Raw genomic sequence first — 13,101 nt, 5'->3', positions numbered from 1 at the left:
AACCCCCACATGACCACCCTCCTCGTGATCGCGAAAGAACCCCGCCCCGGCAGGGTCAAGACGCGGCTCACCCCGCCGTTCACGCCCGAACAGGCCGCCGCGCTCGCCGAGGCCTCCCTCACCGACACCCTGCACGCCGTGGCCCGGACCCCCGCCACCCGCCGCGTCCTGGTACTCGACGGAAACCCCGGACCCTGGCTGCCGCCCGGCTTCGACGTCGTACCGCAGTGCGCGGGCGGCCTCGACGCGCGGCTCGCCGACGCGTTCGCCCGCTGCTCCGGCCCGGCCCTCCTCGTCGGCATGGACACCCCGCAGGTCACCCCGGCCCTGCTCACCGTGGACTTCGCGGACTGCGACGCGTACTTCGGCCCTGCCGAGGACGGCGGGTTCTGGGCGCTGGGGCTGGCCGACCCGGACCCCGCGCTGCTGCGCGGGGTGCCGATGTCCACGGCGGAGACCGGCGCGGTACAGCGGCGGCGGCTCGTCGCGGCCGGGCTGCGGGTCCAGGACCTGCCACGACTGCGGGACGTGGACACCGCCGCGGACGCCGTCGCCGTCGCCGCGCTGGCCCCGCACGGCCGCTTCGCCGCCCGGCTGGCCCGGTACGCGGCGCACAGCGGGACGGGCCGCCGATGACCACCTCGCCGCCCCTCGCCTGGACCGGCGCCGACCCCTACGCCACCGCCCTGCGCACCGGCCGCGGCCCGCTGTTCCTGCGCCGCACCGACGGCTGGCTGCTGCCCCTGGACGTCGAGCGCTGGTGCGCGCGGGCCGACCCGGTCGACCGGGAGGTCCTGGACCGCTGTGAAGGCGCCGTCCTCGATGTCGGCTGCGGGCCCGGACGGCTCGTCGCCGAGCTCGCCGCCCGGGGCCGTACCGTCCTCGGTATCGACGTCAGTACCGCCGCCGTCGAGCACACCGTGCGCCTCGGCGGCCAGGCGCTGCGCCGCTCGGTCTTCGAGCCGCTGCCCGGCGAGGGCCGCTGGGGCACCGTCCTGCTCATGGACGGCAACGTCGGGATCGGCGGCGACCCGCGCGAGCTGCTCGACCGGGCGGCCCGACTCCTCGCCCCCGGCGGTCTGTTGATCGCCGAGACCGCCCCGGTGGACGTCGACGAACGCGCCCGCGTCCACCTCACCGACGCCCAGGAGGCGGTCGGCGCCCCCTTCCTCTGGGCGCGGCTCGGCACCGCGGCCCTGCTGCGGTACGCGTGGGGCTGGGAGCGCTCCGGTCAGTGGGCGGCCGGCGGGCGCTGCTTCGTCGCCCTGCGCAGCCGGCGCGCCAGCAGCAGCGCCGAGCAGCCGAAGAGCACGGCGGTGATCAGCAGCCAGCGGGTCGGGTAGCCGTCCGAGGACCGGCCGGTGGCCGACCGGTAGTGCCCGGCCACCGTCCCGCTGATCAGCGGGAACCACACCAGCAGGAGCAGCGCGGAGAGCGCGGCCGGGACCCGGACGTACATCGCCCACTCCCGGCGCCCGGCGCCGCCCAGCCCGCGGACCGCCGCCCGGTCCGCCAGCGAGTACAGCGGCAGCAGCACGAGGTCGTGCAGCAGGGCCGCGCCCACCACCCACAGCACCACACCGAGCCAGTCGCCGGACAGCAGCCGTACACCGGCATAGGCGGCGAGTGCGAACGAGCAGGCCAGCAGCAGGAGTTGCAGAGGGCTGCCGAGCGGGAGGCGCAGCCGCCGCAGCCGGGCGCGGACGGGCAGGGGCGAGCGCATCACAGGTCTCCGAAGGTCATCCGGGCCACCCACTTGGTGTTGAGCACACCGGGCGCGGCGGGCACGATCACGCGCGCCGGGTAGCCGTGGTCGGGGGACAGGTCCTCGCCGTTCACCTGGAGGGCGAGCAGGGAGCGCGGGTCGGCGACCTGGTTGGCGCGCAGGGCCGCACGGCGGAAGGCGCCGTGCAACTGGATCGACTCCACGAGCACGTCCGGCGGGTCGCCGTCGTAGCCGACGAGTGCCGCGAGGTCGCGCAGTCGCACCCCGCGCCACCACTGGTCGGCGGTGGACCAGCCCTCGACACAGGCGATGGGCAACGCGGCGCTGTGCTGGGGCAGCCGGAGCAGTTCGGTGCGGCTGAGACGGGCCGTCCGGCCCTCGCGTCCGGTGACGACCAGCCGCCAGGCCTCGCCGCCGGTCGCCTTGGCGTCGATCCCGGCGTACGCGGCCGTCTTGTTGATCTGGAAGCCGTTCGGCCCGCTGCCGGGGTCGGCTCCGCCGTGCGGCGCGAGCAGGGCGGTGCGCCGCAGCGCGCCCCCGATGCTCTGTCCGGCCGTCGTGACGAGCAGCAGCAGGGACGCGCCCCCGACGAACCAGAGCGCCCCGCGCCGGGACACGGTCGGCGCGTCCGGCCGGACGGCCGCCAACTCGCCTTCGTCCCGGCGCCGTTGCCGGACCGCCCGGAGCGCGGTCGGCATCTTGAGCGCCGCGTGGGCCAGGAAGGCGGCGAAGAACACCCAGGCGCCGTAGAAGTGCAGGGGGTAGAAGGAGCCGGGGAAAACGTAGTCGAGCTGGACGTTGAGGACGCCGGTGGTGAACTCGAAGAGACCGCCGCCGACCAGCAGCACCAGTGAGATCCGCTCCAGGGCGTGCGTGAGCGAGCGGGCCGGGGGCAGTGTGAACAGCTTCGGCACCACCGACCACAGCTTGGCGAGCAGCACCGGGATCAGGGTGACGCCGAGGGTGACGTGCAGGCCCTGGGTGAACCGGTAGAGCCAGGAGGGGTTCGTCGGCCACGGGAAGAGGTAGAAGCCGAGGATGCCCTTGTCCGGGGTCTGGTCGTTCACCCGGGCCAGGTCCGGGTTGTAGGCGGCGTACGACACCAGACCGGTCACGAACAGCAAGGTGATCCCGACCAGCAGCACCAGGCCGAGCACGGAGGTGAACCAGGTGCCGCGCAGCGGGCTGCGCCAGAAGCCGGGTGAGGTGGGAAGCCGTGGGTCGTCGGGTCGCATGGTCCGACCGTAGGCCGGGGAAACCCCCGGAACGGGTGCGCGACCCATGACGAAAGTCTGACGTCAGCCGCCTGATCCACTCTTTCGCCCGGTCGCCGACCTAGCGTTCCGGTGTGACCCGCGCTCCCCGCCGTGATCGCCCCGCCGATCTGTACGCCGTCCTCGCCGCCGCCCTGCTGGTGCTCGTCGCCGTCCTGGTCGGCCGGCACCTCCAGGACGCCTACCGCGTCCTGTTCGTGCACTGGCCGCCGCTGTTCGCCGACTGGGACCCGCACGTGGGTCCGGGCACCCCGGCCGCCGTACTGGTCGCGGCCGCCGTGGTGGCGTACGGGCCGGGCCTGGCCGTGCGGCTGCCCTGGCGCGGGCTGCTCGCCACGGCCTGGGGGACCTGCCTGGCCTGGACGTGGTCGCTGGCGCTGGTCGACGGCTGGCAGCGGGGCGTGGCCGGCCGGCTCACCAGCCCGAACGAGTACCTCACGGTCATCGGCCGTTTCCACGACATCCCGGCGACCCTGCGCGACTTCACCCACCACATCGTGAGCGGCGTCCCGTCCCCCTGGCCCGCCCATATCGCCGGGCACCCGCCGGCGGCCACCCTCACCTTCGTCCTCCTCGACCGGGTCGGCCTGCACGGCGGCGGCTGGGCGGGCGCCTGGTGCATCACCGTCGGCTCCACGGCGTGTGTCGCCGTGCTGGTCGCGGTGCGGGCACTGGCCGACGAGCGGCTCGCCCGGCGGGCCGCGCCCTTCCTGGTCATGGCCCCGGCCGCGGTGTGGGTGGGCGCGTCGGCCGACGGGTACTTCGCGGCGGTCGCCGCCTGGGCGGTGGCCCTGCTGGCGCTGGCGGTGACCGGACGGTCCGTGGCGTGGGCGGTGGGCGCGGGCCTGCTCTACGGGCTGACCGTCTACCTGTCGTACGGCCTGACGCTCTTCGCACTGGTCGGGGCGGCGGTGCTGGTGCTCGGCCGGCGCCGGGTCCGGGCGCGGCCGGTGGTCCTCGCCCTGCTGGTGGCCGGGGCCGCGGTCGTCCCGGTGGTGTTCACGCTCGCCGGGTTCGACTGGTGGGAGGGGTACCGGCTGCTGGTCACCCGCTACTACCAGGGCGTCGGCGGCACCCGCCCGTACGGCTACTGGGTGTGGGCCAACCTGGCCTGCACGGTGGTCATCACCGGCCTGGCGACGGTGGCGGGGCTGCGGCGGGCGGGTGCCGTCCTGGTCCGCCGCCGTACGACGGGCTCCGCACCGGTCCGCCTCGCCTTCCTGGTGGCGGTCGCGCTGCTCGCGCTGCTGGTCGCCGACGTGTCCGGGATGAGCAAGGCGGAGACGGAGCGTATCTGGCTGCCGTTCGCGATGTGGCTGCTCCCGGCGTGTGCGTTTCTGCCCCGGCCGCGCGCCTGGCTGGCCGCACAGGCGCTGCTCGCGCTCCTGATCAACCATCTGCTGTACACCGGGTGGTGACTGGCCGCCGGTGAATCCGGCGGTCCCCCGCGAACGCCGTCGTCCGGATGCCGCCGTTCCGCGCACGGCCGTCCGGGAGACGGCGGCGATCCGCCCCGCCGGGGCGAGACCCGTCCGCGAGGACTGACCGCCCGCACGCGGGCGTCAGACGGGCCGGGCCACGCTCGGTACGCCTGCCGTCAGGGCGTCGGCCGTCCGCGCGTCGACCAACAGGGCTTCGGTCGTCCGCACGTCGGCTGTCGGGGCGTTTGCCGTCCGCGCGTCGGGCGCCGGGTCGCCTGCCGTCCGGACGTCGACCATCAGGACGTCGGCCGTCCGCGCGTCGGCTGTCGGGGCGTCGGGCGCCGCGGCGCCTGCCGTCCGCGCGTCGGCTCTCGGGGCGTCGGGCGCCGCGGCGCCTGCCGTCCGCGCGTCGGCTCTCGGGGCGTCGGCCGCCGGGGCGCCTGCCGTCCGCGCGTCGACCCTCAGGGCATCGGCCGTCCGCGCGTCGGCCGTCAGGGCGTCGGCCGCTGCCGTGAGCCGGGGCAGCAGTCGGGCGAGCGCTCCCCCGTCGGCCGTCTCGGCGAGCAGCCGGGCCTGGTCGGCGCGGACCCGGCGGGCGGCGCGCCGGTACAGGTCGTCGCCGCGCGGGGTGAGGTGGAGCAGGACGCGGCGGCGGTCGTGCGGATCGGGACGGCGGTACACCAGGGTGCCGGCGACCATGCGGTCCACGAGCTTGGTCAGGCTGGGCGCCGGCATCAGCGCGTACTCGGCGATCTCGGACATCGGATGCCCCTGGCCGTCCCCGACGATCGACAGGACACGCCATTCCTCGACCGTGCAGTCCTCCTCGGCCAGCACCGCGGCCAGCCGTTGCACGATGCGTCGCTCGGCGTGGCTGAGGAGGTGGGCCAGGTCCGGCGAGGAGGGTACGGACGACATTGCCGGTGTCCTTCCGGTAGGTCTACTCTGCGCGCAGAATACGAGCCTCCGCGAGGGCGCCGGGGCCCGGGACCAAAATCCCCGCTCCCCATGCCGGCACGGAGGTGGCCTGATGCACAGGGCGCCCCCGAGCGACCCCTCGGGTACACCCCTGGTCGTCGCCCTGGTGGTGCCGTTACAGGGACCGGCGGGGGTCTTCGGGCCGTCGTGCGAGTCGGCCGCGCGCCTCGCCGTGGAGGAACTCAACGCCACGGGCGGCGTGTTGGGCCGGGAGGTCCGGCTGGTCACAGTGGACGGCGGGGCGCCGCCGCGGCGGGTGGCGGCCGAGGTCGGGTCCCTGGTCGCGCCGGGCGCCGTGGACGGGGTGGTGGGCTGGCACACCTCGGCGGTACGGCAGGCGCTGCTGCCCCGGATCGCGGGCCGGGTGCCGTACGTCTACACCGCCCAGTACGAGGGCGGCGAGCGGACTCCGGGCGTCTTCCTGACCGGTGAGACCGATGCCGCCCAACTGCTGCCCGCGATGCGGCTGCTGGCGGGGGCGGTCGGGGTGCGGCGCTGGTGCACGGTGGGCAACGACTACGTCTGGCCCCGGGTGACCGCCCGTACGGTACGGGCGTATGCGCGGGAGTGCGGGGGCCGGGTGCGGGACGAGGTGTTCGTGCCGCTCGGAACGGACGGGTTCGGGCCGGTGCTGCGCCGGGTGGAGCGGTGCGAGGCGGACGCGGTGCTGATGCTGCTGGTCGGGGCGGACGCGGCCCGCTTCAACCGGGCGTTCGCCGGCTACGGGCTGCACCAGCGGTGTCTCAGGCTGAGCACCCACATGGACGAGAACATCCTGCTGGCCACGGGTGCGGAGGCCACCGACGGGCTGTGGGCGACGGCCGGATTCTTCGAGACCCTCGCCACCGCCGAGAGCCTCGACTTCAGCGCCCGCCACGCGGCCAGGTTCGGTGCCCACGCACCCGTGGTGGGCAGCCCGGGCGAGTCGTGCTTCGAAGGGGTACGGCTGCTGGCGGCGCTGGCCGAGCGGGCCCGGTCGCTGGACGTGCGGACGATGTGCGCGGTACGGGACTCGGTGTCGTACGAGGGCCCGCGCGGTGTCGTACGGCTGCACGGCAACCATCTCGCGCAACGGCTGTATCTGGCGCGGGCGGACGCCTTCGACTTCCACATCGTCGCCCAGCTCTGAGCCCAACTCCCCCATCACGTCCGATACTTCCCACGGGAAGTATCAAGCCTTGTCTTTTAAAGCAGGTGAAACGTTCGGGAAACAGCGCGCCGCGACTCTTCCGTGCAAACGACCGGGGACGAGAGAGGGCAGAGTCGTGACGGAAATCGTCGGCAAAGAGGCGCCACCAGCCGTGGTGGACGGCGGCACGGACGGCAAACGGACCTACAACGACTGGGCGAAGAACGACACCCTGGAGGACTACTCCCTGCGCTACGCGCCGAAGTCCTTCCGCCGCTGGACCCCCTATGTGGTGGCCACCACGGCGCTCGGCGGTATCGCCTATCTCGCGGACTTCGCCATCGGCGGCTCGATCGCCGTCTCCAACGGCTTCTCCAGCGCGATGGTGGCGATCCTGACCGCGGCGGTGGTCATCTTCCTCACCGGCATCCCGATCTCGTACTACTCGGCCAAGTACTCCATCGACATGGACCTGTTGACCCGGGGCGCCGGCTTCGGCTACCTCGGCTCGACGCTCACCTCGGTCATCTACGCCAGCTTCACCTTCATCTTCTTCGCCCTCGAAGGCTCGATCATGGCGCAGGCCCTGGAGTTGGGCCTGCACATCCCGCTCGCCGTCGGCTATCTGATCTGCTCGGTCATCATCCTGCCGCTGGTCGTCTACGGCATGACCGCGCTGTCGAAGATGCAGGTGTGGACGCAGCCGGTGTGGCTGGTGCTGATGGTCGCGCCGTTCGTGTCGATCGCGATCCAGGAGCCGGGCAAGTTCTCGGAGTTCACGCACTTCGCGGGCAACTCGCCGACGGGGTCAGGCATCAGCATGCTCGGGGTCGGCGCGGGTGCGGGCGTCGCGCTGTCACTGATCGCGCAGATCGGTGAGCAGGTGGACTATCTCCGGTTCATGCCGGACAAGACGCCGGAGAACGGCAGGAAGTGGTGGGCCGCCGTGCTCTCCGCCGGTCCGGGCTGGGTGGTGCTCGGCGCGGCGAAGCAGATCGGCGGCGCCTTCCTCGCCTTCTACATCGCCGGCAGCGTGGGCCTGGCCAAGGCCAACGAGCCGATCCAGCAGTACGTGTCCGGCTTCAAGACCTTCGCCGCGCCCGTCGCGCTCGGCCTGGCCACGTTCTTCGTGATCCTCTCCCAGATAAAGATCAACTCGACGAACGCGTACTCCGGTTCGCTGTCCTGGTCGAACTTCTTCTCCCGGCTGACCCACCGTCACCCGGGCCGGGTCGTCTACATCTTCCTCAACGTCGGCATCGCACTGGCCCTGATGGAGGGCGGGGTGTTCGGCTTCCTGAACACCGTGCTCGGCTTCTACTCCAACGTGGCGATCGCCTGGATCGGCGCGGTCGTCGCCGACCTGGTCATCAACAAGCCGCTGAAGCTGAGCCCGTCGTACATCGAGTTCAAGCGCGCCCATCTGCACAACTTCAACCCGGTCGGCTTCGGTTCGATGCTGATCGCGTCGGCGGTCTCGATCGCCGCCTACTTCAACGCCTTCGGGGAGTACGGCAAGGCGTACTCGCCGTTCATCGCGCTGTTCGTGGCGATGGTGCTCTCGCCGCTGTTCGCGGTGCTGACCAAGGGGAAGTACTACATCGCCCGCGTCGACGACCTGGCACAGCCGCTGCTGGACGCGGACGGGTTGCCGTCGGCGGCCGTGCTGACCTGCACGGTGTGCACGACCGAGTTCGAGCGGCCGGACGTGGCCAACTGCCCGTTCCACGCCGGGGCGATCTGCTCGCTGTGCTGCAGCCTGGAGAAGGACTGCCACGACTCCTGCAAGAGCGGGCCGGTCGCGCTCGCCATGCCGTCGGTACGCTCCGCGGACTGACCGGCCCCACCACTCCTCACCGCTCCGGCCCGTGCCCTTCGGCGCGGGCCGGGGCGCCGGTGTGCAGGCCGTCCATGAGGAGCCGGATCTGGCGCTCGGCCTGCCCCTTCCAGTCCCCGTCCACGTCCAGGCGCAGCAGGCCGCCCATGGCCCGCACCACGTCACCGGTGTCCATGTCGGACCGGAGCGTCCCCGCGGCCACGCCCGCCGTGAACAGGGTGCCGATCGTGTCGTAGACCTTCGCGTACGACTCCCCGCCGCCGGGTCCGGCGCTGCGCAGCGCCTCGGACATGTGCTGCTTCGTCACCAGCAGGCTCGCCAGCCGGACCATGAACTCGCGCAGCGCCCGGTCCGGCGGCAGCGCCGCGAGCAGCTCGTCCCCCCCGGCGCACAGCTGGTCCACCTCGTGCTCGTAGGCGGCGAGGACGAGGGACTCCCGGGTCGGGAAGTGCCGGTAGAGGGTGCCGATGCCGACCCCGGCCGCCCGGGCGATGCTGTCGAGCGGCGCGTCCTTGCCGGTGCGCGTGAACTCCTCCAGGGCCGCCGCCACGAGCTTCTCCCGGTTGCGGCGGGCGTGGGCGCGCACGGGGCGTGCGGGTCCCTGTCCGTTCATGCGGTTCTCCCCTCCAGGCCGGTCACCGTACCCGGCATTCTTCCCACTTGCTTACCGGAGGATCCTCCGTTAGCGTCCCCTACTACCGGAGGATCCTCCGGTTTCTCTCCTCGTACGTACCGCGAACATCGAACGGAGACATGCCGTGGACACGGTTTCTCTCGGTGGCCTCACCACCTCCGCCCAAGGGCTCGGCTGCATGGGCATGAGCGAGGGATACGGCCCGACCAGCTGGGACGACGCGACCGCCACCCTCCACCGGGCCCTCGACCTGGGCGTCACCCTCATCGACACCGCCGACGCCTACGCCTTCGGACACAACGAGGTGCTGGTGGGCCGGGCCATCGCCGGCCGGCGCGACCAGGTCCAGCTCGCCACGAAGACCGGCATCGACCGCATGGGCGGCGACACCTGGGTGCTGCGCGGCGAGGCGAACTACATCAAGCGCGCCTGCGAGGCGTCCCTGCTGCGGCTGGGCGTCGACCACATCGACCTCTACTACCTGCACCGGCCACCGCAGACCGCCGAGATCGAGGAGTCCGTCGGCGCCATGGCGGAGCTGGTGAAGGAGGGCAAGATCGGGCACATCGGCCTCTCCGAGGTGAACGGCGAACTGCTGCGGCGCGCGAGTGCCGTCCACCCCGTCGCGGCCGTGCAGAGCGAGTACTCGATCTGGTCCCGCGACCTGGAGACCACCGTCGGGGACGCCCTGCGGGAGCTGGGCGTGGCGCTGGTGGCGTACTCGCCGCTCGGCCGGGGCTTTCTGACCGGCACGGTCGACGTCACCGCCCTGCCGGCGGGTGACGCGCGCCGGCGGCTGCCGCGCTTCCAGACAGTGGCCAACCAGGCGATCGCGGACGCCATCCGCGCGCTGGCCCGGGCGCGGGACGTCACCCCGGCGCAGCTGGCGCTGGCCTGGGTGCACGCGCGCGGTGCGCGGCTCGGCGTGCCCGTGGTGCCGATCCCGGGGACGAAGCGCGTGAAGTGGCTGGAGCAGAACGTGGCCGCCGCGGAGATCGAGCTGACCGCCGAGGAGGTCGCCACGCTGGACGGGCTGGCCGCACAGACGGTGGGCGGCCGCTACTGAGCCCCTACGCGGACTCCCCCGACCGGCGCGAAGCCACCCCCGACCGGCACGAAGCCACCCCCGACCGGCACGAACTCCCCTGACCGGCACGAACTCCCCTGACCGGCGCGAACTCCCCCGACCGGCACGAAGCCACCCCCGACCGGCGCGAAGTCGCCCCCAGCCGGTGCGAGGCCACTTCCGACCGGCACGAACTCCCCTGACCGGCGCGACGCCACCTCCGACCGGCGCGAACTCCCCCGACCGGCACGACGCCACCCCCGACCGGCACGAAGCCACCCCCGACCGGCGCGGAATCACCCCGACCGGCGCGGAATCACCCCGACCGGTGCGCGGGCGCCGGTCAGGGCCGGGCGGGGTGCACAGCCGGCCGAGGCGGCACGGGCGGCGCACCCGCACACCCGCACCCCCGCACACCCTCGCCCCCCGAGGCGGCCTGTGACCGCCGTCATGCCGCCCGGTTCGAACTTCTTCTGGTCCCCGGCGTCCTGCCGTTGTCACCACGAACCGCCGGACACGGAGGAGAAGCCATGACCAAGCCCCTGCCCGGTCCCCTCACCACCGGAACGCACACCGTCGAGATCGACGGTCTCGTGCAGCGCTACCACGTCCACGGCACCGGGCCGGTGTGTGTCGCCCACTCCGGCGGGCCGGGGATCGCCTGGGAGTACCTGCGGATGCCCGAACTGGAGCGGCATCTCACGGTCGTCTACCCGGAGCCGGTCGGCAGCGGCGGCTCCGACCGCCTGCCCTCCCACCCGCACGGCTACAGCCGGGCCCGCTACAGCCGGTTCCTCGGCGCGCTGATCGAGCACCTCGGCGTCACCGGGGTGCATCTGCTGGGCCACTCGCACGGCGGCTTCGTCGTCCAGTATCACGCCCTGCACCACCCCGAGCGCATCGCCGGGGTGATCCTCTACGACAGTCTGCCGGTGACCGGCCCCGAGCACATCGCCGAGACCGTGAGCCGGTTGGAGGCCTTCGCCGCCCGGAACGCCGGCCACCCCGGGCTCCCCGAGGTGCTGGCGGCGTTCCAGGGCATCGCGTCCGTCGACAGCGACACCGCGCACACCGCGGTCGCCCGGGGGCTGTTCCCCGCGTACTTCGCGGACTACTGGGGCCGGGAGGCGGAGTTCGCCCCCCTCAGGGCGGCCGTGACGTCCACCTACCTCTCCGGTCTGGACGAGGACCTCTCCCCGGTCGTCGTCGACGACCGCGCCGACCTCGGCCGGCTCTCCGTGCCCGCCCTCGTGCTGGCCGGCCGCCACGACTTCATCTGCGGAGTGCGGTGGGCGGAGGAACTGCACGGGCTGATCCCCGGCTCGGACCTGCTGATCCTGGAGAACAGCGGGCACTTCGGCCACATCGAGGAGCCGGAGGTCTTCGCCCGGGCGGTGACGGGCTTCGTGACGGGCGCCCGCCAGGAGACCCGATCCCTCTAGACGATGCGTGCCGCCGCCCCGGCGGCGGCACGCCGGACGGCCCGGCGGTCGACGCGGACCGTCCCCCGGTCACAGCCACGGCGGCGCGAAGGAGGAGGCGGTCAGCCGCGCCCGGAGGCCTGGGCGGCGTCCTTCTCCTCCACCTCCACGCACGGCTCTTCCGGCTCGGCGCCCGACAGACTGGCGGGCAGCAGGGAGAGGTGGGCCATGTCGCCGGGCGGGGGCGTCCGCGTCGACCACAGGGGCGCGGGGGTGCCGTCGGCGACCGCGGCCGGGGCGTCGGTGAGGTTCATGCGCTCGCGCAGCCGGCCGTAGAAGTCCATCGGCGCGAGCCGGACCACCCGCAGCCGGGCCGGGGCGGCGTACACACCGATCCAGTCCCCCGGCCCCAGGACGCCCCGCACCTGTCCGTCGACGCTGACCGCGGCCTGCCCCGAGCGTTCCAGGACACGCAGGCCGACGGCCTCGTCCGGGGCGGTGACGACCGACCGGTTGAACGTCATGTGCGGAGCGACCGGCGTGAAGACGAGCGCGTCCGCGTTGGGTGAGACGACGGGACCGCCGGCCGCGAAGCTGTAGGCGGTCGAGCCGGTCGGGGTCGCCACCAGCAGCGCGTCGGCGGAGTAGGAGGCGAGCAGCCGCCCGGAGACGTACACGCCGACGGACACCTGGCGGTCCCGGGACAGCTTCTCCAGTACGACGTCGTTGACCGCGGTGACGTGCAGGGGCACACCCCAGTCGACGTCCTCCTGGCAGTCGGTGCGCACCTCGGGCGCCGGCAGCAGCGGCCCGCGGCCGTAGCGCATCAGCTCCTCCATGTCGGAGGGCACCTCCAGCCGGCGGGAGGCGCGCATGGTGAGCAGCATCCGGCTGTCGACGGCGAACCGGTCCTCGCAGATCGCGTCCAGCGCCTCCCGCACCGAGCAGGCCGCCACCTCGGTCAGGAAGCCGACCCGGCCCAGGTCGACGCCGAGGACCAGGGCGTCGTGGTGGGCGGCGAGCCGGGCACCGCGCAGGAAGGTGCCGTCGCCGCCGAGGGTGACGATCAGGTCGGGATCGCCCGCGGCCGCGACCTCCTCCCCGGAGCTGTGCCGTCCGCCGTCGTGCCAGACGTCGATGTCCGTGCACCGCACGTCGTGCTCCGCCGCCCACGCCCGTACGGTCCGGGCGGCGTCCACCGCCTCCGCCCGGCCCCCGTGCACCACCAGTCCGAGCCTGTTCACCGTCATCTCCGCCTCCAGGACACCGTGCCCAGCCGTTGTCCCCACGCTGTCACGGTCCGGCGGATCTCACAGGCCAAGAGAGATGGCCAGCCGGGTGAGCTCGGCGGTGGTGTTGATGTCGAGCTTGGCGCGGATCCGGCGGAGGTAGGCGTCGACGGTGTGCCGGGAGAGCCCCATCAGGCGCGCGGCCTGCAGGTAGGTGCAGCCCGCCGCGATGTGCTTCAGCGTCTCGCGCTCACGCGGGGCCAGCGCGACGGCGGTGGTCTCGGTGCGCTGGGTGACAACGGCGAAGCTCATGAGGATTCCCTTGCCGGATTGACCGATAGTGGCGATTTGTCCGTTTATAAAATCCTGACAAGCCGACGTCATGA

The 13,101-nt window shown here is 73.1% G+C and carries 13 protein-coding genes; 7 read left to right on the top strand and 6 right to left on the bottom strand.

Annotated features, from left to right (window positions below; genetic code table 11):
• The first annotated feature begins 9 nt into the window (after positions 1-9).
• Both ACWDGI_RS32700 and ACWDGI_RS32695 read left to right on the top strand, forming a co-directional pair.
• Positions 10-636 (top strand): TIGR04282 family arsenosugar biosynthesis glycosyltransferase, encoded by a 627-nt coding sequence (locus ACWDGI_RS32700; protein ID WP_450765247.1) that lies wholly within the window; start codon positions 10-12, stop codon positions 634-636.
• Positions 633-1,343 carry a class I SAM-dependent methyltransferase gene (locus ACWDGI_RS32695; RefSeq protein ID WP_450765245.1) on the top strand — a complete coding sequence of 237 codons (711 nt, stop codon included), beginning with the start codon at positions 633-635 and terminating at the stop codon, positions 1,341-1,343. Before ACWDGI_RS32700 ends, ACWDGI_RS32695 begins: the two co-directional genes overlap by 4 nt.
• Here the strand turns inward: ACWDGI_RS32695 and ACWDGI_RS32690 are convergent.
• Positions 1,232-1,723 (bottom strand): hypothetical protein, encoded by a 492-nt coding sequence (locus ACWDGI_RS32690; protein WP_450765243.1) that lies wholly within the window; start codon positions 1,721-1,723, stop codon positions 1,232-1,234. The genes ACWDGI_RS32695 and ACWDGI_RS32690 overlap by 112 nt on opposite strands.
• Positions 1,723-2,961 (bottom strand): molybdopterin-dependent oxidoreductase, encoded by a 1,239-nt coding sequence (locus tag ACWDGI_RS32685; protein WP_450765241.1) that lies wholly within the window; start codon positions 2,959-2,961, stop codon positions 1,723-1,725. The genes ACWDGI_RS32690 and ACWDGI_RS32685 overlap by 1 nt, the downstream gene beginning before the upstream one ends.
• A gap of 113 nt (positions 2,962-3,074) precedes the next feature.
• Here ACWDGI_RS32685 and ACWDGI_RS32680 point away from each other — a divergent pair, with 113 nt between their 5' ends.
• Positions 3,075-4,418, top strand: coding sequence for a hypothetical protein (locus tag ACWDGI_RS32680; RefSeq protein ID WP_450765239.1), 1,344 nt, complete (start codon positions 3,075-3,077; stop codon positions 4,416-4,418).
• Between the two features lie 144 nt (positions 4,419-4,562).
• On the opposite strand, the gene ACWDGI_RS32675 is transcribed toward ACWDGI_RS32680, so the two are convergent.
• Positions 4,563-5,339, bottom strand: a complete 777-nt coding sequence (locus tag ACWDGI_RS32675; protein ID WP_450765237.1) for a MarR family winged helix-turn-helix transcriptional regulator — start codon at positions 5,337-5,339, stop codon at positions 4,563-4,565.
• 112 nt (positions 5,340-5,451) lie between these two features.
• Between ACWDGI_RS32675 and ACWDGI_RS32670 the strand changes: the two genes are divergently transcribed.
• Positions 5,452-6,528, top strand: coding sequence for a substrate-binding domain-containing protein (locus ACWDGI_RS32670; protein ID WP_450765235.1), 1,077 nt, complete (start codon positions 5,452-5,454; stop codon positions 6,526-6,528).
• 136 nt (positions 6,529-6,664) lie between these two features.
• Positions 6,665-8,365 carry a purine-cytosine permease family protein gene (locus ACWDGI_RS32665; RefSeq protein ID WP_450765233.1) on the top strand — a complete coding sequence of 567 codons (1,701 nt, stop codon included), beginning with the start codon at positions 6,665-6,667 and terminating at the stop codon, positions 8,363-8,365.
• A 16-nt stretch (positions 8,366-8,381) separates the two neighbouring features.
• Here ACWDGI_RS32665 and ACWDGI_RS32660 read toward each other — a convergent pair whose 3' ends face one another.
• On the bottom strand, positions 8,382-8,978 hold the full coding sequence (locus ACWDGI_RS32660; RefSeq protein WP_450765231.1) for a TetR/AcrR family transcriptional regulator: 597 nt from the start codon (positions 8,976-8,978) through the stop codon (positions 8,382-8,384).
• 199 nt (positions 8,979-9,177) lie between these two features.
• On the opposite strand from ACWDGI_RS32660, the gene ACWDGI_RS32655 reads away from it, so the two are divergent.
• The gene (locus ACWDGI_RS32655; protein WP_450765347.1) at positions 9,178-10,065 is read left to right on the top strand and encodes an aldo/keto reductase; all 888 of its coding nucleotides are present in this window, start codon (positions 9,178-9,180) and stop codon (positions 10,063-10,065) included.
• Between the two features lie 530 nt (positions 10,066-10,595).
• Complete coding sequence (locus ACWDGI_RS32650) at positions 10,596-11,507, top strand: alpha/beta fold hydrolase (RefSeq protein WP_450765229.1); 912 nt, start codon at positions 10,596-10,598, stop codon at positions 11,505-11,507.
• Positions 11,508-11,608: 101 nt separating this feature from the next.
• Here ACWDGI_RS32650 and ACWDGI_RS32645 read toward each other — a convergent pair whose 3' ends face one another.
• Together ACWDGI_RS32645 and ACWDGI_RS32640 are read right to left on the bottom strand one after the other, a co-directional pair.
• Complete coding sequence (locus ACWDGI_RS32645; protein WP_450765345.1) at positions 11,609-12,736, bottom strand: NAD(+)/NADH kinase; 1,128 nt, start codon at positions 12,734-12,736, stop codon at positions 11,609-11,611.
• 60 nt (positions 12,737-12,796) lie between these two features.
• Positions 12,797-13,027, bottom strand: coding sequence for a response regulator transcription factor (locus ACWDGI_RS32640; RefSeq protein WP_450765227.1), 231 nt, complete (start codon positions 13,025-13,027; stop codon positions 12,797-12,799).
• Between the last annotated feature and the right edge of the window lie 74 nt (positions 13,028-13,101).

The organism is Streptomyces sp. NPDC001220 (assembly GCF_053597895.1).
This window is presented reverse-complemented; position numbering and strand designations above follow the sequence as displayed.

What these genes read in the sequence shown, in the direction of transcription:
- ACWDGI_RS32700 (WP_450765247.1), top strand. Translation starts at nt 10, where the DNA reads ATGACCACCCTCCTCGTGATCGCGAAAGAACCCCGCCCCGGCAGGGTC.
- ACWDGI_RS32695 (WP_450765245.1), top strand. Translation starts at nt 633, where the DNA reads ATGACCACCTCGCCGCCCCTCGCCTGGACCGGCGCCGACCCCTACGCC.
- ACWDGI_RS32690 (WP_450765243.1), bottom strand. Translation starts at nt 1,723, where the DNA reads ATGCGCTCGCCCCTGCCCGTCCGCGCCCGGCTGCGGCGGCTGCGCCTC.
- ACWDGI_RS32685 (WP_450765241.1), bottom strand. Translation starts at nt 2,961, where the DNA reads ATGCGACCCGACGACCCACGGCTTCCCACCTCACCCGGCTTCTGGCGC.
- ACWDGI_RS32675 (WP_450765237.1), bottom strand. Translation starts at nt 5,339, where the DNA reads ATGTCGTCCGTACCCTCCTCGCCGGACCTGGCCCACCTCCTCAGCCAC.
- ACWDGI_RS32670 (WP_450765235.1), top strand. Translation starts at nt 5,452, where the DNA reads ATGCACAGGGCGCCCCCGAGCGACCCCTCGGGTACACCCCTGGTCGTC.
- ACWDGI_RS32660 (WP_450765231.1), bottom strand. Translation starts at nt 8,978, where the DNA reads ATGAACGGACAGGGACCCGCACGCCCCGTGCGCGCCCACGCCCGCCGC.
- ACWDGI_RS32655 (WP_450765347.1), top strand. Translation starts at nt 9,178, where the DNA reads ATGGGCATGAGCGAGGGATACGGCCCGACCAGCTGGGACGACGCGACC.
- ACWDGI_RS32650 (WP_450765229.1), top strand. Translation starts at nt 10,596, where the DNA reads ATGACCAAGCCCCTGCCCGGTCCCCTCACCACCGGAACGCACACCGTC.
- ACWDGI_RS32645 (WP_450765345.1), bottom strand. Translation starts at nt 12,736, where the DNA reads ATGACGGTGAACAGGCTCGGACTGGTGGTGCACGGGGGCCGGGCGGAG.
- ACWDGI_RS32640 (WP_450765227.1), bottom strand. Translation starts at nt 13,027, where the DNA reads ATGAGCTTCGCCGTTGTCACCCAGCGCACCGAGACCACCGCCGTCGCG.